At 68.3% G+C, this 23,410-nt stretch carries 17 protein-coding genes; 7 read left to right on the plus strand and 10 right to left on the minus strand.

What is annotated here, in order from left to right; genetic code table 11:
* Positions 1-35 precede the first annotated feature (35 nt).
* Both AC07U0_RS16010 and AC07U0_RS16015 read left to right on the plus strand, forming a co-directional pair.
* Positions 36-581, plus strand: coding sequence for a DUF2239 family protein (locus AC07U0_RS16010; RefSeq protein WP_494720964.1), 546 nt, complete (start codon positions 36-38; stop codon positions 579-581).
* Entirely contained in the window at positions 578-2,263 is a 1,686-nt protein-coding gene (locus tag AC07U0_RS16015) for a methyltransferase domain-containing protein (protein WP_494720965.1), read from the plus strand. Before AC07U0_RS16010 ends, AC07U0_RS16015 begins: the two co-directional genes overlap by 4 nt.
* Here the strand turns inward: AC07U0_RS16015 and AC07U0_RS16020 are convergent.
* The 3 genes from AC07U0_RS16020 to kduI are packed head-to-tail and all read right to left on the minus strand — an operon-like array spanning position 2,260 to position 4,899.
* On the minus strand, positions 2,260-3,279 hold the full coding sequence (locus AC07U0_RS16020) for a PfkB family carbohydrate kinase (RefSeq protein ID WP_494720966.1): 1,020 nt from the start codon (positions 3,277-3,279) through the stop codon (positions 2,260-2,262). The genes AC07U0_RS16015 and AC07U0_RS16020 overlap by 4 nt on opposite strands.
* A 20-nt stretch (positions 3,280-3,299) precedes the next feature.
* Positions 3,300-4,058 (minus strand): 2-dehydro-3-deoxy-D-gluconate 5-dehydrogenase KduD, encoded by a 759-nt coding sequence (gene kduD, locus AC07U0_RS16025; RefSeq protein ID WP_494720967.1) that lies wholly within the window; start codon positions 4,056-4,058, stop codon positions 3,300-3,302.
* A 7-nt stretch (positions 4,059-4,065) separates the two neighbouring features.
* Entirely contained in the window at positions 4,066-4,899 is an 834-nt protein-coding gene (kduI, locus tag AC07U0_RS16030) for a 5-dehydro-4-deoxy-D-glucuronate isomerase (RefSeq protein WP_494720968.1), read from the minus strand.
* Between the two features lie 168 nt (positions 4,900-5,067).
* On the opposite strand from kduI, the gene AC07U0_RS16035 reads away from it, so the two are divergent.
* Positions 5,068-5,730 carry an RpiB/LacA/LacB family sugar-phosphate isomerase gene (locus tag AC07U0_RS16035; protein WP_494720969.1) on the plus strand — a complete coding sequence of 221 codons (663 nt, stop codon included), beginning with the start codon at positions 5,068-5,070 and terminating at the stop codon, positions 5,728-5,730.
* Between the two features lie 177 nt (positions 5,731-5,907).
* A complete protein-coding gene (locus tag AC07U0_RS16040; protein ID WP_494720970.1) occupies positions 5,908-6,363 on the plus strand; it encodes a hypothetical protein in 456 nt (151 codons plus the stop codon).
* A gap of 696 nt (positions 6,364-7,059) precedes the next feature.
* On the opposite strand, the gene AC07U0_RS16045 is transcribed toward AC07U0_RS16040, so the two are convergent.
* Positions 7,060-8,112, minus strand: coding sequence for a LacI family DNA-binding transcriptional regulator (locus tag AC07U0_RS16045; protein WP_494720971.1), 1,053 nt, complete (start codon positions 8,110-8,112; stop codon positions 7,060-7,062).
* Between the two features lie 167 nt (positions 8,113-8,279).
* On the opposite strand from AC07U0_RS16045, the gene AC07U0_RS16050 reads away from it, so the two are divergent.
* From AC07U0_RS16050 to AC07U0_RS16060, 3 genes are all read left to right on the plus strand, one after another.
* Positions 8,280-9,098, plus strand: a complete 819-nt coding sequence (locus AC07U0_RS16050) for a 2-keto-4-pentenoate hydratase (protein WP_494720972.1) — start codon at positions 8,280-8,282, stop codon at positions 9,096-9,098.
* Between the two features lie 92 nt (positions 9,099-9,190).
* Positions 9,191-10,480, plus strand: a complete 1,290-nt coding sequence (locus AC07U0_RS16055) for an MFS transporter (protein ID WP_494720973.1) — start codon at positions 9,191-9,193, stop codon at positions 10,478-10,480.
* A gap of 83 nt (positions 10,481-10,563) precedes the next feature.
* Entirely contained in the window at positions 10,564-12,120 is a 1,557-nt protein-coding gene (locus AC07U0_RS16060) for a carboxylesterase/lipase family protein (protein WP_494720974.1), read from the plus strand.
* Here AC07U0_RS16060 and AC07U0_RS16065 read toward each other — a convergent pair.
* The 6 genes from AC07U0_RS16065 to AC07U0_RS16090 form a co-directional block, all read right to left on the minus strand.
* Positions 12,105-13,376, minus strand: coding sequence for an MFS transporter (locus tag AC07U0_RS16065; RefSeq protein ID WP_494720975.1), 1,272 nt, complete (start codon positions 13,374-13,376; stop codon positions 12,105-12,107). The genes AC07U0_RS16060 and AC07U0_RS16065 overlap by 16 nt on opposite strands.
* A 102-nt stretch (positions 13,377-13,478) precedes the next feature.
* The gene (locus AC07U0_RS16070) at positions 13,479-14,675 is read right to left on the minus strand and encodes a carboxynorspermidine decarboxylase (protein WP_494720976.1); all 1,197 of its coding nucleotides are present in this window, start codon (positions 14,673-14,675) and stop codon (positions 13,479-13,481) included.
* Between the two features lie 10 nt (positions 14,676-14,685).
* The gene (locus AC07U0_RS16075; RefSeq protein WP_494720977.1) at positions 14,686-15,891 is read right to left on the minus strand and encodes a saccharopine dehydrogenase family protein; all 1,206 of its coding nucleotides are present in this window, start codon (positions 15,889-15,891) and stop codon (positions 14,686-14,688) included.
* A gap of 439 nt (positions 15,892-16,330) precedes the next feature.
* On the minus strand, positions 16,331-17,374 hold the full coding sequence (locus AC07U0_RS16080) for an alpha/beta hydrolase (protein WP_494720978.1): 1,044 nt from the start codon (positions 17,372-17,374) through the stop codon (positions 16,331-16,333).
* A 10-nt stretch (positions 17,375-17,384) separates the two neighbouring features.
* Positions 17,385-21,287, minus strand: a complete 3,903-nt coding sequence (locus AC07U0_RS16085; RefSeq protein WP_494720979.1) for a LamG-like jellyroll fold domain-containing protein — start codon at positions 21,285-21,287, stop codon at positions 17,385-17,387.
* 47 nt (positions 21,288-21,334) lie between these two features.
* Positions 21,335-23,410, minus strand: coding sequence for an alpha/beta hydrolase family protein (locus tag AC07U0_RS16090; RefSeq protein ID WP_494720980.1), 2,076 nt, complete (start codon positions 23,408-23,410; stop codon positions 21,335-21,337).

The raw sequence follows: 23,410 nt of genomic DNA on the forward strand, positions 1-23,410 counted from the left end.
TTGCTCCTTTGGTAATATCCGGGTAAATCCTCTGGATGACCCTCAACTGCACCGCCTTCGCCGGAGACCGTCGTATCGCCTCGGGCGCGCCGCGCGAGGTCGTCCCGGCTGTGAAAGCCGCGACCGAGGCCGGTGAGGGCGTCCTGATCTTCGACGACGCCGACGCCAAGCCCGTCGAGTTTGACCTGCGCGGCGATCTCGACGCCGTCCTCGCCCGCCTGCCGGTTCCGGTTGAGGAGAAACGCGGTCCGGGCCGCCCCAAACTCGGCGTCACCGCCCGCGAGGTCACCCTGCTGCCGCGCCACTGGGACTGGCTGGCGGCCCAGCCCGGCGGCGCCTCCGTCGCGTTGCGCAAACTCGTCGAAGGCGCGCTGCGCGAGGCCGAGGGGCCCGACCGTGCCCGTAAGGCGAAGGAGGCCGCCTATCGCTTCATGACCGCCATGGCCGGCGACCGCCCCGCCTATGAGGCCGCCGTCCGCGCCCTGTTCGCCGACGACTGGCCCGGCTTCGACGCCGCGACCGAGGGCTGGCCCGCCGATGTGCGCGAGATGGCGGCGCGCCTGACCGGGCCGGCCCGTTGAGCGACTCTGACGCCCTTCTGAAGACGGCGAGGGCTCTCGAAGCCTCGGGCGACGACGCGGGGGCCTTCCAGACTTTCAAATCCTGCGCCCAGCAGCATCCGAAGACAGCCGCCGCCTGGCTCGGCGCCGCCCGCATCCTGATTCGTCAGGGCGACCGGGGTCTGGCGACACAGGTGTTGAGCACCGGCCTGCGCGCCGTCGCAGACGCCGACCGGGGCCGCCTCGCCGCCGCCTTCGCCGCCCAGCTCGGCGCCTTCTCGGGCCGGACGTATCATCCGAAACTGGAGCAGGACCTGCTGGCCTGTTTCGCCGAACCCGCCGTCGAGCATCAGGCCTTGGCCCGCGTCACCGCCGAGTTGCTTCTGGCGCGTGAGGCCGCCGGCGCCGCATCCGCCGACCTCGACGCCGTCGCCCGCGACCCGCTCTGGCTGGCCTTCCTGTCCCTGTGCCTGAACGTCGAGGCGGCCATGGAGGCGAACATCGCCGCCCTCCGCACCGCCCTGATCGCTCAAGTGGGGGAGGAGAGTGTCCCGGCCCCGCTGGAGCCCCTGACCTGCGCCCTCGCCCTGCAAGCCTTCGCCGGCGAATATCTGGCCCCGGCTTCGGAGGCCAGTGATCCGCTGCTTCAGGCTCTCTCGGCGCCCCTCACCGCCTTGGCCGCCGGGCCCGACCTGCTGGAACGGCTTTCGGCGGTCCGGGGCGGGCTCGGCGGTTTGCTCCTCAAGCGCACCCTCGACGACCTCGTGGTCGAGCGACGGCTCGCGAAGAGCCTGCCCGCCCTGACCTCCGCGCCGGTCCCCGACCATGCGGAGGACGCCGTCTCCCTCGCCGTGCGTCATCAGTACGAACTCAACCCCTATCCCCGCTGGTCCGAGCCGCCGACGCCGGAGCACCGACCTCTGGCCGCGGTTATCGCCGCGCTCCCCGGCGTCACCGACCCCGGCCCGGTCCGCCGCCTGCTGATCGCCGGCTGCGGCACGGGTTATGAGGCCATCGACCTCGCCCGCACCGATCCGAACCTGCGGATCACGGCGCTCGACCTCAGCCGCCCCAGCCTCGCCTATGGCGCGCGGATGGCGACCGAGCTGGGCGTCCGCAGCATCGACTTCCGTCAGGGCGACATCCTGAACCTTCAGCCGCTGGACGGCGCTTTCGACGTCGCCGTCTCGACCGGCGTCCTGCACCATATGGACGATCCGGCGGCGGGGCTGGCCTCGGTCGTCCGGACCCTGCGGCCCGGCGGCGTCCTCCGTCTCGGCCTCTATTCGGAGCGCGCCCGCGCCGCCGTCCGCGCCGCCCAGTCTGAAATCCGTGCATGCGGTCTGACCGCGACCCCCGACGACATCCGCGCCTTCCGCCAGACCGTACTCGACGCCCCCGCGGCCTCGCCGCTCGCCCCCTTACGGACCAGCGACGACTTCTACAGCCTCAGCGGCTGCCGGGACCTCGTCTTCCATGTGCAGGAACGGGCCTATGACCCTTCGGGCCTCGCGACGCTGCTGGCCGACGCCGGCCTGACCCTCGTCGGCTTCGATGCGCCGGAGGAGGCCATGGCCCGCTTCCGCGACCGCCACGGCGCGAACGCCGACGCCCTCGACCTGACCCTCTGGGATGCGGTCGAGGCCGAACATCCCGGCCTGTTCGCCGGGATGTATCACCTGTGGGCCCGGAAGCCGGATTAGCGTTTGATGTCGAACCCGTCGGCGTCCATCGCGGCGCGGACCTCGGCGGCGGTGAACAGGTTGAAGTCCCCGTGCACCGAATGCTTCAGCCCGGCGGCGGCCAGGCCGAAGGCCAGGGCCTCTTCGTCCGACCAGCCGCTCCAGACGCCGAACAGCACGCCCGAGGCAAAGGCGTCGCCGCCTCCGACCCGGTCGATGACCCCGGTCAGGTGGATCGGATCGGCGTGGACCTCACCATCCCGCGTCAGCATCACCGCCGACAGGGCCTGATCCGCCACGCTCTCCTGAATCCGCAGGGTGCAGCAGATGCGCTCCAGCTTGGGGAAGGCCTCGAAGGCCGCCAGCGCCGCCATCCGGCGCCGCTCATGCGGATCGTCGGAAACGAAGGTCTTGCCCAGCACCAGGGCGAAGTCGCGTTCGTCGGCGAAGGCGATCGAGGCGGTCGACAGCATGTGCCCGAGCGTCTTCGGCGGATCGCCCGCCCATTCGCCCCACAGCTTGCCGCGGAAATTACCGTCGAAGGAGACCTTCACCCCCGCCGCCTTCGCCGCATCCACGGCCTGAATGGCCGCGCGGGTGCCGGTGGGACCCACGGCAGGCGTCACGCCCGAGACATGCAGCCACTCCACCCCGTCCAGCAGCGCCGGCCAGTCGAAGGCCGTGTCCACATGCTGGACGAAGGCCGAGCCGGCGCGGTCGTAGAGCACGTCGGCCGGACGGCGCACCGCCCCCGGCGTCATGAAATACAGGCCCATGCGGCCGGGCCGGAACTCGACGCCCGAGGTGTCGACGCCGTGCTTGCGCAGCTCGTCGCGCACGCCATAGCCCAGCGCATTGTCCGGCAGGACGGTGGCGGCGGCCACCGGCGCGCCGAAGCGGGCCAGGGACACGGCCACATTGGCCTCGGCGCCGCCGGGGCGGACCGTCAGGGTGTTGCCCTGCATCAGGAGCTCGCCCTCGGGCGGGTTCAGACGCAGCAGCATTTCGCCGAAGCAGAGGATCTTTTTCGCGGTCATGTCAGGACGCTAGCGCGGTATCAGCGCGCCAGCCAGCCGCCGTCGACCGGCAGGGTGATGCCCTGCACATAGTCCGACGCGCTCGACGACAGGAAGACCGCCGCGCCGCCGATGTCCGACGGATCGCCCCAGCGCCCGGCCGGGATGCGGCCCAGGATCTCTTTGGAGCGCACCGGGTCGTCCTGCAGGGCCTGGGTGTTGTCGGTGGCGAAATAGCCGGGGGCGATCGCGTTGGCGTTGATGCCGTGCTTGGCCCACTCATTGGCCATCAGCTTGGTCAGGCCCGCCACGCCGGACTTGGACGCCGTATAGGACGGCACCCGGATCCCGCCCTGATAGGACAGCATGGAGGCGGTGTTGACGATCTTCCCGCCGCGATTGCCCGCGATCATGGTCTTCACCACGGCCTGAGACAGGAAGAAGACGGTCTTCAGGTTGACGTTCATCACGTCGTCCCAGTCCTGCTCGGTGAAGTCGACGGCGTCGTTGCGGCGGATGATGCCGGCGTTGTTGATCAGGATGTCGATAGGGCCCAGGCCCTTCTCGGCTTCCTCGATGATGCGGCCGATCGGCTCCATCGACATCAGGTCGGCCTGGATCGAGATCGCGCGGCGTCCCTTGGCCAGCACCTTGCCGACGGTGTCGTCCGAGGCGCGGCGGGCGACCGAGGCGATGTCGGCGCCGGCGTCGGCCAGGGCCAGGGCGATCCCCTGACCGATGCCCACATTGCCGCCGGTGACGAGGGCGACCTTGCCTTCAAGGCTGAACGGATTGGTCATGACAGGCCTACTTGAGTTGACAGATATCGAGCACGTTCATGTCGGTATAGTCGACGTTCTCGCCGCCCATGGCCCAGATGAAGGTGTAGTTGGAAGTTCCCGCGCCCATATGGATCGACCAGGGCGGGCTGATCACGGCCTCACTGTCGGCCATGACGATATGCCGCTGGGCCTCGGGCCGGCCCATGAAGTGATAGAGGCGATTTTCCTCGCCCAGATCGAAGTAGAAATAGGCCTCCGAGCGGCGCTCGTGCATGTGCGGCGGCATGGTGTTCCACACGCTGCCCGGCTTCAGCATCGTCAGCCCCATGACCAGCTGGCAGGATTTGCACACGCCCGGGATGATGTACTGGTAGATGGTCCGGTCGTTGGAGGTTTCCAGTGACCCGCGCTCCATCGAAATGGCCTGGTCGATGGAGATCTGCTGCACCTCATAGGCCGCGTGGGCCGGGGTGGAGACCAGATAGAAGCGGGTCTCGCCTGCGAAGCTGATCTCGGCCGAGCCCATCGGAATATAGAGGCCGTCCTTGGGCTTCAGGGTGAAGGTCTTACCGTCGACAGTGACTGTCCCCTCGGTCTGGCCGACGTTGATCGCGCCTAGCTCGCGGCGCTCCAGATAGGGCTTGCCCGCTGCTGAGGCCGGCTCGGTCTGGACGGGCAGGCTGACGGTCCCGCCCGCCGGTTCGGCCCCGCCGATCACCATCCGGTCCATATGGGTGTAGTTCAGCCGCACCTCGCCCGGCGCGAACAGGTCCTGGATCAGGTAGCGGTCGCGCAGCTCGTCGGTCGTGGCGCCCGCCATCGACGTCGGGTGCGTGGCATGGTAAGTTTTGCGGTACATCCGGTGATCCTCCCACCTGTCGTTGCGACGGTTGGTAACCGGTGTCATATTCAAATGCAAATACAGGAGCGGCGGTGTAAGCCGTCTCCCCGACTCCAGACCCCCCAGCGCAGGTTGACCTGAGTTCAAGTCGAACAGGGCGCCCCGCACCCGACCAAGAGGAAACCGATGAAAATCGCCCTGATCGTTGAAAACAGCCAGGCCGCCAAGAGCAGCACCATCCATGACGCCCTGACGTCGGTCGCCGTGCCGCTGGGCCATGAGGTCCACCACTACGGCATGTACGCGCCCGAGGACAAAGCCTCGCTGACCTACGTCATGAACGGCCTGCTGGCGGGCATCCTGCTCAACTCGGGCGCCGCCGACTTCGTGGTCACGGGCTGCGGCACCGGCATGGGCTCCATGCTGGCCGCCAACTCGATGCCGGGCGTCTTCTGCGGCCTGGTCATCGACCCGACCGACGCCTTCCTGTTCGGCCAGATCAACGACGGCAACGCCATCTCCATGCCCTACGCCAAGGGCTTCGGCTGGGCCGCCGAGCTGAACCTGCAGGACGTCTACAAGAAGCTGTTCGAAGGCGAACGCGGCCTGGGCTATCCCAAGGAGCGCGCCGAGATCATGGCCAAGAACCGCGGCATCCTGAAGTCGCTGAAGGCCGTCACCTGCCACGACATGCTGACCGTGCTGAAGACCGTCGACCAGGACCTGCTCAAGGCCGCCATCGCGGGCGAGAAGTTCCAGGAATACTTCTTCGCCAACGCCACGGACGCCGGCATCCGCGACTACATCCAGTCGGTCCTCGCCACCGCCCCGGTCCTCGAACCGGCCTGAAGTTCACAGGCCCAGGCCTGAACGAAAGACGCCGGAGACCTCGCGGGCCTCCGGCGTTTTTTTGTGCCTCGAGTAGAACGCCACGCCACGGACCTTTTCCGGTCTCATGCCTGAAAGCGGACCTCTAGAATGTCAGAGACGGGTGGAAAGCGGAACTTGGGCGATCTAGCGTGAGATATGGGCAACTTGCGCTTGATCGGTCTCACAGCTGTCGGAGTATTCGTTAGCTCTGGCATCGCTTACATCGCCTTTGCGTGGTCGAATCTCAACGGCAGGGCAGCGGACTGGTTTTGGGCGCCGGTCGTCTACGCCGCCCCCGAGACCATCCTGGCTTGGGTGGTCTTCGCGCTATGCGGCATAGCAGCCTATGCCTGCCGACTGTGGTTTGAGAGCCGCCTTGCGATCGTGATTGCCATTCTTGTCGGGCTTCCCGTTCTTTGGATCGCTGGCGTGATGCTACTCTACGCCTTGCAGAGCGACGGCTTGTGGCCGGTGAGCTTCTGGGACGAGGATTGGAGATGGTTAGCCGCCATCACCTATGCCCAGTTTGCTTTTGCGATGATGATGGGCTCGGGTGCTCTGGCCGGAGTTGCACTCAACCGACGCGGGAGCAGACATTCCGAAAGTCAGTGACGGGTCGGTAGCGGACGCTGCGTGCAAGCCGGATAGTGGACCTTGGCAATCCTGACCATGACCGGACGCCACCATGGTCAGCTAAGGGTGGAAAGCGGACCTTAATATTCTCCGCGAAAGGTGCGCCAGAGAAGGAGCATCAGATGATCAGATTGAACTTACTGGTCGCAGGACTTTTCGCCGGGCTCGCTCTCCCGACCCTCACATTTGCATGCTCACCTCCCCCACCGGGCTATGTCGCGCCCGTTCCTTCGCAATCCCGGGTCGACGCTGCGGCACGAGAAGCATTTGGCCAAGCCGATTACATAGCGCAGGTTGTCGTAGAGCGGTCTCCGCGCTTCCAGCTTCGCAATGAGCGGACACCACCACCACCCGGAAGGCTTCGCGTTATCGCGACAATCAAGGGGAATCCGCCCTCTATCCTTGAATTGCCCGTCGCCGATCCTTGTCTCTTGCATTTTCAAATCGTCGGCGAACGCCTGATCGTCCTTGGGCGGTATCCGAACCAGCCCCAAGTCGTGTGGGAACTGCAAGTTTCGTCCTTCCAGAGGCAGCGCCTTGGAGATTGGTCACGCGTCCGGAGATAGAATGAGGAATGTCCGCAATGGGTCGTGAGCCGACAATCGCTCATGCGCCGATAGCAGACATCGAACAGGTTTTGCGGACCGCGCAATACCGGTCGAATCGCGACCGGCCCTAGTTCGGCGTCGCGGGAATGTCCGACTTGCGCACCACCAGCGAGGGCCGGACCTCGGGCTGGTCCAGTTTCGCCGGGTCCTGACCCCGCATCGGGGCCAGCAGCTTCTCGGCCGCCATCCGGCCCATGTCGCGGATCGGCAGGCGCACCGAGGTCAGGTTCGGCCAGACGCGCGAGGCCATCGGCAGGTCATCGAAGCCCACCACCGACAGGTCGCGCGGCAGCTCCAGCCCGCGCTCGCGCGCCGCCTGCATGACCCCGATGGCCATGTCGTCGTTCAGGGTGAAGATGGCTGTCGGCGGCGTCGGCATCGACAGCAGGGCGTGCCCGGCCTCGACCCCCGATTCGAAGGTATAGGCGCCCTCGATCTCATAGTCGGGATTCATCGGGATGCCGCGCTCGGCCAGGGCGTCGCGGAAGCCGCCGCCGCGCACCGTCGAGGAGCGGAAGAGGGCAGGGCCGCGCACCAGACCGATTCGGGTATGCCCCAGGTCGGCCAGACGCCGGGCGGCCTCGGCGGCGCCCAGATGGTCGTTGGTCACCACCATCGATTCCGGCGCGTCCAGCGACACCGAGGCGATGCGAACATAGGGGCAGTCCAGTTCGCGCAGCAGGTCGATGACCCGTTCATCCTCCGACATCGACGGCGGCATGATCACGCCGAACAGCCGCTGGCGCTCGATGAAGCCCCGGATGTCGTCGATCAGGGTCTCGGAATTACGGTTGCAGGGGTGGACGACCAGCTCCAGCCCGGAGCCCTTCAGGGCGTCCAGCACGCCCTGCTGCATGTTCACGACATAGGTGGGCGAGGGGTTGTCGTAGATCAGCCCGACCAGGAAGGACCGGCGGAAGGCCAGGCCCCGCGCCTGCGGATCAGGCGTGAAGCCCAGCTCCGCGATCGCCTTCTCGACGCGCTCGCGGGTGTCGCCCTTGACGAAGGGCGACTGGTTGATGACGCGCGACACCGTCTTCTTGGACACCCGGGCGACCCGGGCGACATCGTTGATGGTGGCGCGCTTGCCGGACTTCGCGCCGCGCGGATCGTCTGTCACCCAAGCTTCCTCATTATTGTGTTTGTCCAAGGCATAGCCGTGTCCGGACGAAAGCGCCACGGGTGTCGCAAGAACCGCATTGACACCGGTTTCCTACCCCGCCCATATTCCGCGCCTTATCGAGGGTCTTTCGTGTTCGAGACGACGTTTTCCAAGGATGGAGCCCAATGACGGCTTCCAGCGCAGCCGCCGCTAACGGCGTCTCCAACCCGGCGGCCACCGCCGAGGCTTTTGTTTCCGCGCGCCTCGCCGCGCGGGCGACGCCTGATTATCCCGGCGTGCTGCCGACCAGCCTGGACGAAGGCTATGCGGTCCAGGAGATCGCCATCGGACTGTATCCGGACCAGATCATCGGCTGGAAGGTCGGCGGCATCGCGCCCGCCCGTCAGGCCGAGCTGGGCTCCCACCGTCTGGCCGGCCCGATCTTCGCCCGCAACAACTGGCCGATCGACGGCGACGTCGTGGTCAAGGCCATCGAGGGCGGCTTCACCGCCATCGAGGCTGAATTCCTGATCCGCATCGGCCCGAACGTCGATCCGGCCAAGACCGAATGGACCATCGAGGAGGCTGCGGCCGCCGTCGACGCCGTCTTCATCGGCCTGGAAATCGCCGGCAGCCCGCTGTCCGCCATCAATGACCTGGGCCCGCCCATCGTGGCCTCGGACTTCGGCAACAACGCCGGCATCTTCGTCGGCCCCGCCCTGACCGACTGGCAGGCGCAACTGCCCGCAGTCCAGGTCGAGAGCACTATCGACGGAGTGTCGGTTGGGACCGGCGGCTCGCCGTCGCTTGAGGGCGGCGCCCTCGAATCGGTGCGCTTCCTGCTGGGCCACTGCGCCAAGCGCGGCCGCCCCCTGACGGAGGGGATGCTGGTTTCGTCCGGCGCCGTCACCGGCGTGCACCGGATTTATGCCGGCAGCGACTTCACCTGCGACTTCAAGGGCGTGGGCATCATCAAGGGCACGGTCGTCAAGGCCGAAGCTTAAGACTAACATCGAGGCGCCAACCCGCCGGCCCGCATGACGCGGGGACAGGTCGGGACGCGCGAGGAAGACAGTACGGGAACGGGGTTTTCATCATGACCGACGCCACGACAACGCCGCCGCCGATTACGATCAAGGCGCCGGCGCCGGGCAAATACCGCTGGATCATCATGTGGCTGCTGTTCGCGGCCATGGTGATCAACTACGTCGACCGTCAGATGATCGGCTTCCTGAAGCCGACCCTGTCCAAGGAGATGGGCTGGTCCGAGACGGACTACGCTGACATCGTCTTCTACTTCCAGGCCACCTACGCCCTGTTCTACGCGATCTGGGGCCGGCTGATGGACAAGATCGGCGCCCGCTTCGGCCTGGGCATCGCCTTCCTCATCTGGCAGATCGGCCACATGTTCCATGGCGCGGCCAAGGACCTGTCGCACTTCATCTTCGCCCGCATGCTGCTGGGCGTCGGCGAGGCCGGCGGCTTCCCCGGCGGCATCAAGGCCGTCGCCGAATGGTTCCCCAAGAAGGAACGCGCCTTCGCCACCGGCCTGTTCAACGCCGGCACCAACATCGGCGCCATCGTCACCCCTCTGATCGTCCCGGTCCTGGTCCTGGCCTTCGGCTGGCAGATGTCCTTTGTCATCACCGGCGTCCTGGGCCTGATCTGGCTGCCCATCTGGCTGCTGGTCTACCGCAAGCCGCGCGACCAGAAGCGCCTGTCCGCCGCCGAACTGGCCTATATCGAGCAGGATCCGGCCGACACCGAAGCCAAGATCGGCTGGGGCAAGCTGCTGACCGTCAAGGAAACCTGGGCCTATGCCGCCGGCAAATTCCTGATCGACCCGATCTGGTGGATGTTCCTGTTCTGGCTGCCGGACTTCCTCGGCAAGCGCTACGGCCTGGACCTCAAGACCTTCGGTCCGCCGATCGTGGCCATCTATCTGCTGTCGGACGTCGGCTCGGTCGGCTTCGGCTGGCTGTCGTCGCGGATGATGCATATGGGCGTCAGCCTGAACGCGGCGCGCAAGATCACCATGCTGATCTGCGCCCTGCTGGCCGTGCCCGTCATGTTCGCCGCCATGGCCTCCAACCTGTGGATCGCCGTCCTGATCATCGGTATCGCCACCGCGGCCCACCAGGGCTTCTCGGCCAACCTCTACGCCCTGCCGGGCGACGTCTTCCCGCGTAAGGCCGTGGGCTCCGTCGTCGGCATCGGCGGCATGATCGGCGGCATCGGCGGGATGGTCTTCTCGAAGTACGTCGGCCAGATCCTCGAGACGATCGGCACCTACACCCCGATCTTCATCGTGGCGGGCTCGGTCTATCTGATCGCCCTTCTGGTCATCCACCTGATCATGCCGAAGTACGCGCCCGCCAAGGTCTGACGGGCTTCTGATACCCAAAGGTCGTCGCGCAGGGCGGCGCGCGACGACCGGTCCAACGCCGCCAACCTGGGTGGAGACGGACTATGATTTCACGACGCGAACTGGCGTTGGGCGGACTTGCGCTCGGCGCGGCGGCGGTCCTTCCGGGGGGCGCCGCAGCCGCATCCTCTCCTGTGGTGCGCACCACCTACGGTCCGGTGATCGGCGGCCGCGACGACGGCGTCCTGGTCTTCAAGGGCGTCCGCTACGGCGCCGACACCTCGACCGCACGCTTCCAGGCCCCCAAGTCGCCCACGCCCTGGACCGAGCCTGTCGAGGCCCTGGCCTACGGCGCCTCCAGCCCCCAGCGCGGCAATGAGGCGAACGAGAGCGAGGACTGCCTCTTCCTGAACGTCTGGACCCCCGGCGCCGACGCCGGGAAGCGGGCGGTCATGGTCTATATCCACGGCGGCGCCTATTCGAACGGCTCGGGTTCCAGCCCCTCGACCGACGGGACCAGGCTCGCCCGCCGCTCCGACGTGGTGGTGGTCAGCCTGAATCACCGCCTCAACGTCTTCGGCTATGCCTACCTCAAGCGTCTGGCCCCCGGTTTCGAGGTCTCGGGCAATGCCGGCCAGCTCGACCTGATCCTCGCCCTGCAGTGGGTGCGCGACAATATCGCGGCCTTCGGCGGCGATCCCGATCGCGTCATGGTCTTCGGCCAGTCCGGCGGCGGCGCCAAGATCGCCACCCTGATGGCCACCCCGGCCGCGGAGGGCCTGTTCCATCGCGCCGCGACCATGAGCGGCCAGCAGGTCACCGCCTCCGGCCCGATCAACGCCACCGTCCGCACGACGGCCTGGCTCAGGGCCATGGGCCTGACGCCCGAGCGCGCCGCCGAGGCCGCGACCCTGCCGGTCGAGAAACTGCTGGAAGGCCTGGCGGCCGAGGATCCCGTCCTCGGCTACGGCGGCCTCTATTTCGGGCCGGTGATGGATGACAGCGTCCTTCACCGCCATCCCTTCTATCCCGATGCCGCGCCGCAGGGGCTGAAGATCCCTATGATCATCGGCAACTGCCACGACGAGACCTTCGCCTTCATGGGCGGCGACCCGGCCAATTCGGGCCTGACCTGGGACACCCTGCCGGGCCGGATGGGCCCCTCGGCCATGCGCATCGACATCGCGCCCGAGGCGGTCATCGCCGAATACCGCCGTCTCTATCCGCAGATGTCGCCCGATCAGGTCCTGATCGCCGCCACCACCGCCGGCCGCTCCTGGCGCGGCGCGGTGATCGAGGCCGAGGAGCGGGCGAAGGCCGGCCACCCGGCCTGGGTCTATCAACAGACCTACGGCTTCGCGAATGCCTCGGGCCGTCGAGGCGCGGGCCACGGCTCCGACATCGCCCTGGTCTTCGACACCGTCCGCCCGAACAGCGCCGGCCCCGACGTCAACGGCGTAGTGGATCAGGTCTCGGCCGCCTTCGCCGCCTTTGCGAAGACCGGCGACCCCAACCACCCGGGCCTGCCGCAGTGGGACCGCTATGACATGGCCCGGCGTCAGACCATGGTCTTCGACGTCAACAGCCATATGGAAGACGACCCGCGCGGGGCCGAACGGGCCTTCTATGCCCGAGTCCCCTATGTTCAGCCGGGGACGTAGTCGGCGGGAACGCGCTTCGGCCTGAACCCGCCAATGAAGACCAGCGACGCGGCCACCGCGAACAGCCCCGCCAGCAGGAAGGCGGGGTTGTAGCTGCCCATGGTCTCGCGGATGACACCGGCGCCGAAGGCCGCGACCGCCGCCCCCATCTGGTGCGCCACCAGCACCCAGCCGAACACGATCGGGGCGTCGCGCTCGCCGAACGACTGGTTGGCCAGTTTCACCGTCGGCGGCACGGTCGCGATCCAGTCGAGGCCATAGAAGACTGCGAACACCGTCAGACTGGCCGGGCCGAAGTCGATGAAGGGCAGGGCCAGCAACGACAGCCCCCTGAGGCCGTAATAGACGGCCAGCAGCCGGCGCGGGTCATACCGGTCGGTCAGCCAGCCCGAGGCCGTCGTCCCGATCAGGTCGAAGAAGCCCATCATCGACAGCAGGCCCGCCGCCGCCACCGGCGCAATGCCGTGATCGCCGCAGAAGGCGATCATATGGGTCCCGACCAGTCCGTTGGTCGTCAGGCCGCAGACGAAGAAGGTCCCGGCCAGCAGCCAGAAGACCGGCGTCCTGCCCGCGCGGACCAGCGCCTCGATCGCCAGCCACGGCGTCGCCGCCTGTTTCATCGGCGGGGCGGGTGGGGTGTCGGCGGCCTCTCCAAAGCGCCGCGTCGCCCGGTCCTCGGGCCGCTCGGGCACAAGGAAGGCCACCAGCGGGATCAGCACTGCGCAGCTCGCGCTCACGGCCAGCACGACCGGCTTCCACGCCCCCGTCTCCGACAGCCAGGCCAGCACCGGCACGAACACCAGAGCCCCGGTCGCCGTTGACGCGCTCAGCAGGCCCATGACCAGTCCCTGCCGGGTGGCGAACCAGCGATTGACCACCGCCGCCCCCAGCACCGAGGCCACGGCGCCGGAGCCGATCCCCGACAGCACGCCCCAGGTCAGGATGTAGTGCCAGGGCTGGCTCATCCACTGGCTGGCGAAGGTGGCGACGGCCATCAGGGCCAGACCCGCCAGCATGGTCCGCTTGATGCCGAAACTGATCATCAGGGCGGCAGCGAACGGCCCGACCGCCCCGTACAGCAGGATGCCGATCGCCGCCGCCAGCGAGATCGTCGCCCGGTCCCAGCCGAAGGCCAGCTCCAGCGGCACCATCAGCACGCCGGGCGCGGACCTCAGCCCCGCCGAGAACAGCAGGGCCAGAAAGGTCACCGCGACCACCAGCAGGGCAGGGTGGAAGCGTCTGGGCAGGGTCGACATCAGCGGCGTCTCTCGGGGAAGGCCACGACCCTAATCGCAACCGCCGCTATGGCCGAACGAGGAAACCTCGCCAGGCCTGTGAGTCCGCTTATGGCTTGACGGTTACGACAGCCGGTCCCGGAACTCGGTCCAGTCGAACGCCTTGACCACCCTCAGGGCATCCGTCGCCGAGTTCCACAGCACGATGGCGGGCAGGGGAACACCGTTGAAGGTGTTGGTCTTGACCATCGAATAGTGGGCCTGGTCGAGGAAGGCGATGCGCGTCCCCGCGACCGGCGGCGTCCTGAAGACATAATCGCCGAGGATGTCGCCGGCCAGGCAGGACGGGCCGCCCAGACGGTAGCGCACGCCCTCGGCCGGTTCGCCCAGCATCGCCGGTCGATAGGGGGCCTCGATCACATCGGGCATGTGGCAGGTCGCCGAGATGTCGGTGATGGCGATCGGCAGGCTGTTCTGGAAGGTGTCCAGCACCTCGCCCACCAGAATGCCTGTATCCAGCGCGATGGCCTCGCCCGGCTCGATATAGACCTCGACCCCGTGCGTTTCGCCCAGGGTCTTCAGGAAGGCGGACAGACCGTCGCGGTCATAGTCGGCGCGGGTGACGTGGTGGCCGCCGCCCAGATTGACCCATTTCACATGCGGCAGCAGCGGGGTCAGCTTCGGCTCGATGGCGCCCCAGACGCGCGACAGCGGCTCGAACCCCTGTTCGCACAGGGCGTGCAGATGCAGACCATCGACGCCTTCCAGATGCTCGGGCTTCAGCTGCGAGATGGGGAAGCCCAGCCGCGAGCCGAATTGGCAGGGGTCGTATTTCGCGACCTCGGCCTCGGAGTGTTCGGGGTTCAGGCGCAGGCCGATGTCGAACACCGCGCCCGCCGCGCGCGCCTCGGCGATGAGGTCGGCGAAGCGCGCCACCTGCGTCGGAGTGTTGAAGATCACGCTGTCCGAAATCCGCAGGATCTCGGGCAGGTCCTCGGGCTTGTAGGCCGGGGAGTAGGTGGTCAGGTGGCCCTTGTAGAACTCACGCGCCAGCCGCGCCTCCCACAGGCCCGAGGCACAGACCCCGTCCAGATATTCGCCGACCACATCGGCCAGCGACCACATGGAGAAGGCCTTGAGCGCCAGCAGCACGCGCGCGCCGCCGCGCACCCCGACATCCTTCAGGACGCCGAGGTTGCGCCGCACGGCCGCCTCGTCGACCACGAAGGCCGGCGAGGGGACGCGGTTCAGATCGAAATGCGCGAAGGCGCCGGGATCGCCGGCCTTCGTTTCCATGGCGGCGGTCGGGGTGTGCGACATGTCGGTCCGATCAGAAAGCGAGCGGGGCGTCCAGTTCCTGAACCTTCCAGGGCAGGCCGTGCTTGTTCAGCATGTCCATGAAGGGATCGGGGTCCAGCTGCTCCATGTTGAACACGCCTTCGCCCTTCCAGGCGCCGGTGACCATCAGGGCCGCGCCGATCATGGCCGGGACGCCGGTGGTGTAGCTGACGGCCTGGTTGCCGGTCTCGGCATAGGCCTCTTCGTGGTCGCAGATGTTGTTGATGTAGACAGTCTTCTGCACGCCGTCCTTCAGGCCGGTGGCGATGGTGCCGATGTTGGTCTTGCCCTTGGTCAGCGGACCCAGCGACGAGGGCTCGGGCAGCAGGGCCTTGAGCAGCTCCATCGGGATGATCTCGCGGCCCTGGAACATCATCGGCTCGATCGACAGCATGCCGACATTGCCCAGCACATCGAGGTGCTTGAGGTAGCTGTCGCCGAAGGTCATCCAGAAGCGGATGCGCTTGATCTCCGGATAGAACTTGGCCAGCGACTCCAGCTCCTCATGGTACATGAGGTACATGTTCTTCGGACCGACGCCCTCGAAGTCATAGACCTGCTTGTTGGTCAGGGCCGGGCCCTCGATCCACTGGCCGTTGTCCCAGTGGCGCGACGGCGCGGTCACTTCGCGCAGGTTGATCTCGGGGTTGAAGTTGGTCGCGAACGGCAGGCCGGTGTCGCCTCCGTTGCAGTCGAGGATGTCGAGCGTCTCGATCGAATCCAGCAGGTGCTTCTTCGTGTAGGTGGTGAAGACCGAGGTCACGCCGGGGTCGAAGCCCGAGCCGAGCAGCGCCATCAGGCCGGCTTCCTTGAAGCGCTCCTGATAGGCCCACTGCCAGCTGTATTCGAACTTGGCTTCGTCGCGCGGCTCGTAGTTGGCGGTGTCGAGATAGTGGACCCCGGCGGCCAGGCAGGCGTCCATCAGGGTCAGGTCCTGGTAGGGCAGGGCCAGGTTGACCAGCAGGACCGGGTTGACCTGTTTGATCAGGGCCGTGGTCGCCGCCACGTCGTCGGCGTCGATGGCGAAGGTGTCGATGGTCACGCCAAAGCGTTCCTTCACCGAGGCGGCGATGGCGTCGCACTTGGACTTGGTGCGGCTCGCCACGGTGATGTGCGAGAAGATGTCGGCGTTCATCGCCATCTTGTGAACCGCGACCGAACTCACGCCGCCGGCGCCGATCACCAGAACCCTGCTCATCTTACGCACTCCTTGGAAGTCTGAAAAAACTGGCGGTCGCCGCCGCCTTCATGAAGCGGGGGGCCTTAGCACGGTCCGCCCCGGTTCGCTAACCGCTAGGGGGCCGATTTGGTCGGAGGGAATACCGCCGACCCATGACGGGGATATGTCCGTGGCCCGAAGAGATTCCCGCGGACTTTTGACTGCGCATCGCGGGCGCCGCTCTCACGGGGTTTGAGGTCACTCCGCCGCCTTCGGTTCGGCGCCCTTCGGGCCCGTGCGATACTGCCGGATCGCGTATCTCGCATCGTCTGGACTGAAAGCGGGCGTGCACGCAGAGTGCAAAGCGAGTGCAACGCGTCGTCGAAATTATTTGTATTTGAAATCAATCGAAAGGAGCGAAATCCTCACACCTGACTTCCGGCTTTGCACCTTTTGCACTCGGTATTTTTGAGTGCACTCAGCCCGCCCCGAGGAAGCCCGTTCGCCGCGCCCAGGCCTCGAAGGCGTCGGGCCAATGCGAGGCCGGCTTGTCGCCGGGCAGGGCGAAACCGAAGCCGTGCCCGCCCTCCTGATAGATGTGCATTTCGCAGGGAACGTCGGCGGCCTTGAGCGCCTGGAACATGTTCAGGCTGTTGGCCACGGGCACGGTGCGATCGTCCGCCGCATGCACCAGGAAGGTCGGGGCGATCCCGGGCTTCACGCGCTCAGTCAATGATTGACGCGCCTCGGCGTCGGGGCCGGGAAACTGGCCCGCGCCCGAGCCCACGCTCATCAGCGCATAGCCCAGGCAGACGAGGTCCGGCCGCGCCGAGGTCTGGTCCACCGCGTCCACCGGTTCATAGACGGCGTCGTCGTATCGGGTCAGCGAGGCGGCCGCGAGATGCCCTCCAGCGGAGAAGCCCATGACCCCGATCCGCTTCGTATCGAGCGCCCAGTCGGCCGCCCGCGACCGGACCAGCCGCACCGCCCTCTGGACGTCCTGCAGCGGGGCGTCATAGCCCGCCGCCCAGCCGTCGCCGGGCAGGCGATAGTTGAGGACGAAGACGGTCACCCCGCACTGGTTCAGCCGCCGCGCCGCGCCCGCGCCCTCCTTGTCGATGGCCAGCCGGACATAGCCGCCGCCGGGCGCCACCACCATGGCCGAGCCGTTGGGGTTGGCCGGGCGGAAGACCTCGAGGATGGGCTGGGAGACGTGCATCACGGCCCGGTCGTGGGCGGCGGGCGAGCCCCGCTCCAGCACCAGTCGACGCGCCGTCACGCCCCGCGACCCCGGGACCTTGCCCTCGGGCCAGATCGGGAAGGAGGCGTCCGACAGCAGCCCCCGGGGCTCGTTCGGGGCAGGGATGACCACCGGCGCCGACGGCGTCCCCGTCAGGTCCGGCCCGGCCGCCGGCCAGGTCTGCGGGGGCCGTGCAGGCGCGGTCTGGGCGCGGGCGCTCAGGGCGACGCTGGCGCTGGTCGCGGCGGCGGCGCCGAGGAGGGTGCGGCGGTTCCACATCATGGCTCTGGTCCTACGGCAGGATGACGGTGTTGTTGGCGGGACTGATCTCGACCGGTTCGCCGTTCAGCGCCAGCCGGACCCTCAGCCCCGTGGTCGTACCACGCGGCAAGGCTACCCGAACCGTCGCCGTCTTGGGCAGCAGGTCCTCGGGCGCGGCAAGCGCCGGGAAGGGCGCGCGGCCCACCACCTGCCCGGCGGCGTCCTCGACCAACACCTCACCGGCTGGAGAGGCGACGCCGCCCAGACCGTGCACGGTCACCCGCGCCGTCCGCCCGGACACCACCACATCCTCCGGATCCAGCCCCACGTCGGGCCGCTGCGCCATCGGCGTCCCGGCCTCGCTTAGGGCCAGCTCCAGCACCACCGCCTGCTTCGGCGGCAGGGTCACGGCGACCTCCGCTCCCGGCTCGAAGCTGATGGTCGAGGCCGCCGGCGCGTCCGCCTTGTCGTCGCCGTCGGCGTCCACCCCCTGAGACAGGCTCCACCGTCCCGGCGTCACCCCGGCCCCGATCAGGGTCGCCTGAACCGGCTTGTCGGTGACGTTGAAGGCAATGACCTTGAACCGGTCCGGCGTCGCCTCGGGCAACAGGATGGCCACGCTGTCGGCCCCCGCCGTGCTGCTGTCAGAGCCCGCGAACCGCCAGGAGACGACGTTGCCGGGGAAGATCTGCCCCCGACGCGCACCCACCCCGCCGAGGCGCGAGCGCTGCAGCATCTCGGACGGCATCTGGACCCGGTCGGTCCACAGCTCGCCCGTGGTCATCATCCCCATCCTCTGGGTCCCGGACTGGATCTCGGCGCCGTACAGGGCCTCCAGATAGCGCTTGTCGCCCGTGGTCTGCCAGGCGCCGAAGCGGGACATGTTCAGGGGGCTGCCCTGACCGCCGGTGTTGGACAGGCGGTAGCTGTCGGCCTGGGTCGCCGCCGTCACGAACATCGGCCCCCAGGTCTCGCGCCGGCCCAGCACCGACATCACGTCCGGCCCCAGACCGTTCAGCCCGCCAGTCCCCGCGCCCAGCAGCGGCGCCAGGTACTTGTCGTCATGGGTCCAGCTCCACGCGGCCCAGAAGGCCGTCGTCGACCCGCCCAGCCCGCCGCCGGTGGTGTTTCCCAGCGGCCCGTTGACAGTGAAGCTCTGGTCCGTATGCCAGTCGATCGGGCTGTCCAGCACCGTTCCGGTCCCGCCCGGCGCCGGCCGCCCGTGCGCCAGGAAGCCGTCCAGCGTCTCGAGGATCACCTGCTTGGTCCGCGGCGAGCCGTTCCACTGGACCAGCAGGACCCCCGGGTGGAACATCAGGAAGTTGTTACCCCTCTGCCGTCCCCACGGCCCCTCCGACGAGAAGTCGTGGGCGGAGAAGGAGTTGGACAGGAAGTGGCGGTGCCCGGTCGGGTTGACCGCCGTCATCTCCGGATAGCGCCGCGCCGTCGCCATCAGCCGCTCGATGGCCTTCGGGCTGCCCCGGTTCATCTGGCCGTACTGGGCGATGGTGTTGATCCCCTCCTCATAGGAGTGGAGCTCGTCGGCCCGGATGGTGTTCAGCCCGTCGGTGATCATGCCCGAGCGGTAGATGGCCTCCAGCGCCGCCGCCTGACTGGCCCGGACCTTCTCCGGCTCCGAGCCCATCATCCACAGCGGGACCCACTGGTGCAGCAGGTCACTGTCGTCCGACAGGCCGCCGCCCAGCTCGCCTGATCCGTCCTGACCGGCGGGGATCTGACGGTTGTCGATCCACCAGTTCACGAACCGCTCAACCAGCTTCAGGTCCTCGATCTGGCGATGCGCCCACAGGGGCACGCCGGGCGCGGGCTGGCTCTGGACGAAGGCAGGATAGGGCTGGCCGCTGTTCTGCTCGTTCCAGTAGATGCGGGCCGTGACATTGTCCGGATCGACTCGCAGCAGGTCGGTCACGTCGCGGTCGAACCGCTCATAGACGGGCAGCAGGCGGTTGTTCGGCTGCTCCTCCACGAACCAGGCCAGGTTGGCCTTCACCTGCTCCTCGCGGTCGGCGACGTGCTCGGCCATGGCCTGTTCGCGTGGCTTGAACACCAGCCGGACCTTCATCCCGTTCAGGCTCTGGGCCCCGAAGTCCGGGCTGGCCGAGGCCACGGTCAGATACAGGCTCCGGTCGTTGGGCAGGAAGCGGTCGCGGGTGTCCAGCCACAGGGTCCGCGCCTCGCCCGGCTTGACCGAGACATTGACGTCCAGCAGGTCGCGGTCCGGCCAGATCGGGTCCTTGATGCGGATGTTGAGCGGGATCAGGCCATCGTGCGTGGGCGTCGCCGTCAGGGCCGGGATCTGCAGCACGAAACCGTCCAGCCCGTCCCTCATATTGGCCCAGCCATAGTCCAGCCGCGCGGGCTCCCCGCCGGGCCGGACGTTCCTGAAGTCCGCCGGGATCAGGACGTGGACCAGAGGCATCGACGCGCCGGACGCCGGTCGCGGGGCGCGGGCCGCCGGGGCGGTCCTGCCGAACCGGGGCGCCACGTCGGGCATGGCGACCACGGTCGCGCGCTCGTCGGGCACGAAGCGGCCGGCGATATAGGTGTTCAGCTCATCCAGCGTCGGCCAGGTCGTCGCGGCCTGGGCGTCCACGACATAGTCGAGAGCCGCCGAGCCGACCGGCGCCTCGCCGGGCCGGACGTCATAGACGCCGATCTCGCGGATCGGGGTCTCCTGCACCCGGTTGTCGAAGCGGACGGCCCCGCCGGTGCGCTCGGCGCCCAGCTGCAGCGTGGTCCGCTCCTGCCCCCGCGCCCGCTCGCCGATGCGGGTCTCGTTAGTCCCGTCGATGGCCGTCAGGGTTCCGTCCGCCGCCCCCTGGATCTCGATCCGGTTCCACGGCTGGTCGGGCAGGGACAGGGTCAGGGCCTTGCCGCCGGCCTCATAGACGTTCCAGTCGGGCAGGACGAAGTAGTCATGCCGCCCCGCCAACCGCGACCGGTTGTAGACCCCCGGCCAGGTGCTCTCGCGGATGCCGTCCGTCCCCTTGGAGAACAGGGCCCGGATGTCGCGCGCCTCGGTCGGGCGCACCACCCGGATGGCGGTCGAGGCGGCGTCCAGATAGGGCGGCGGGTCGTTCGGCCGGTTGAAGCCATAGCGCATCCGCCATTCGTCCCGCGTCGCCGGATCGGCCATGTCGCGAGCGGGGAAGGCCGTGCCCGTGGGCTGCTGATGCGCCGCCAGCGCCGCCACCTCGGCGTCGCCCAGCCGGTGGTCGAAGGTCGAGACCTCGTCGACGTCGCCGCCCCTCTGGTAGTCGTAGGCGCTCTGGACCTGATAGCCGGAGATGATCCGGCTGTGTGGACCGAAGCCGAACAGGCCATTGTCCAGCACCGCCGTCTGGCTGGTCTTCGCCGCCGGCTTGCCGTTGACATAGAGGGTCAGGCCCGAGGTTTCGTCCCAGGCCACGGCCAGATGGGTCCAGGCCTCCGGATCGGGCGCCGGGGCGTCGAACGACACCCGCACCCGGGCGAGGTTGGCGTCGGTCACGAAGGCGTCGAAGCCGTGCCCGTTCCAGTCCAGCCGCAGGAAGGTCATGTCCCAGCTGGTGTGGTCCGGATAGCCGACACGGAAGATGACGAACTGCCTCGGCCCGATCGGCTGGTGCGAGCGCCAGAAGAAGCTCAGCGTCCCGCGCTGGGCATAGAGGTTGCCGGGCGCCGCCCAGGCGAGGATCTGGGCGTCGGAGGCGCGCACGGCGCCGCCCTGGGCTCCGTCCGGCGTCAGCTCGACCTGGTCCACGAACAGGGGCGCGGCGATCCCGCCCGCCTGATCGGCCGCATAGCCGGTGTCCAGCGGGGCGTGGAACAGGCGACCGTCGGGGCCGGGCGCCGCAGTCTGGGCGAACGCAGGCAAGGCGGCCGAGGCCATCAGGGCGCTCAGCAGAAGGGCAGGCGAGTGACGACGCGACATGGGGGACGGCCTTCTCAGGAAGACGGGACGCTTGGAGGGGGTGACGCTTAGCGGGCGGACGGCGGAGCGACCGGATCGCGGGCGCCCCGGAAGACGACGGCGGCCCTGGGCGCGCGGGCGGCGACCTCGGCGGCGGTCAGGGTGTCGCCGATGGAGCTGACCGGATTGACCAGCGTCAGCCGGTCGCCCAGCACCGCCATCAGGTCGGGCAGGTCATAGCGGCGCAGCACGCCGGGCAGGTTGACCTCGGCCATGTTCAGGCTGATCGGCCGCGCCACGAACTCGCGGTAGCTGGTGATCGAGCCGTCGGCGGTGACCCTGCGGATGCGGTCGTCCAGCACGGCGGCGTGCAGGGCCACCGGACCCAGGGCGCCGACGCCCATGACGTCGATGCGGGCCGGATCGACCTCGGCCTGACCCGCCAGCCAGTTCATGGCCGCGACGGCGTCGTCGGTGCGCATTCCGACCGGGGTCTTGCCGACCAGAAGGGCGCGCAGCGACAGCAGGGTCCAGTCGCCGGTCAGCGGCGACTTGGCTTCTTCCGTCCCGCCCGCGCCGCGCGGCTCCAGCCACAGGATGTTCCAGCCCGCGGCCGTATAGGCCGAGACCAGCGTCGGGTTGGCGGCGGGTGCCAGCAGCAGCAGGGTCGGGCGGCGTCCGGTTCCGGAACCGGCGGTGAAGGTCGCGCGGACCTCCATGCCCGGCGCCATCTCGAAGGTCAGGGCCCCCGCCGCGCCCGGCGCTGCCGTCGGGGCCGCCCGGCCGGGCTTCACGCCGGTGCGGGCGATGTCGGCGATGGCGACGCGCAGCCGCGCCAGGGTCTGGGCCGGGGTCTCACCGGTGACCGGGGCCGGGGCCGTGGGCGCGTCGGCGGCGATGACCTGCTGCAGCGACAGGCCGACGTTGGAGGTCGACAGCTGACCCGTCGGGGTCACGATCAGCCGCGCCGCGTCGCCCAGCGGCACGGGCGTAAAGGGCCGTTCGGCCGGGCTGTCCATCAGGTTCTTCGTGAAGAAGGCCACGATCTGCGGTGCGATGGGACCGAGATTGCCGTGCCCGCCCGGTCCCTCGATCATCGTGATCTTATCCTCGGCGCCCATCAGGCCGTAGAAGCGCTTCGCCTCCGCATAGGACGCGCGGGCGCCGTCGATGGGGAACATGTCCGAGGTGGTCGAGACCACGGCATAGGGGCGCGGCGCGGCGGCCTCGACCCAGTCCGCCAGATCCAGACCGCGCTCGATGAAGAAGGGGATCGACTGTTCGGCGTCCTGCGGCCCGGTCACGCCGGGCGCCAGCAGATGGTCGAAGTCGGTGACATAGCAGGCCGTCGCCGTCGCCTTGATCCGCTGGTCGATGGCCGCCAGATAGGCCGTCATCGTGCCGCCGCCGGAGCAGCCGAAGGCCCCGATCTTCTGGTCGTCCACGTCGGGCCGGGCCATGAGGTAGTCCACGCCGCGCATGGCGTCCTGCAGGAAGTAGCGCGAGACGTGGCCGCCGATCGGCAGGGCCTGTTCGAAGGCCATCGAGTGTTCGCCGGTCGGCCGCCCGACCTTGGACGATCCGATCTCGGGGTCATAGTGCTGGATCCGCTCGCCCTCGCCGACGATGTCCATGTTCAGGACCACGAAGCCCGCGCGGGCGAAGTTGCCGGCGAAGCTGAAGTTGCCCAGCTTGCCGTCCACCCCGTGCCCGGGCTGGATGATGATGGCCGGGTGCGGGCCCTCGGTCTTCGGAGTGAAGACATTGGCCGTGACCCAGTAGCCGGGCAGGCTCTGATAGCGGACGCGCTCGACGTCGAAGCCGTCCTCATGGCTCACGCCCGCGCTCTCGGAGACGACGGGACCCGCCGCGCTCTCGAACTCGACCATCTCCGACAGCAGGGAGCGGACGCGGACCTGACGCTCACGCGCATCGGCCTCGGTGGTCAGGGCCGCGATGACGGCGCGACGCTCGGCGGTGTGCTGGCGCGCCAGATCGGTCAGCCAGGCGATCAGCCGGTCGCGGCCGGTGGCGGGCGCAGGAGCGGAGGCTGCTGCGGGCGCCGTCTGAGCCAATGCGGGCAGGGGAGAAAGGGCGGCCAGAAGCGCCGCCGTCATCATCAGGGGACGGGCGTGTTTCGACAT

This window comes from Brevundimonas sp. GW821-FHT02A10, from assembly GCF_059422025.1.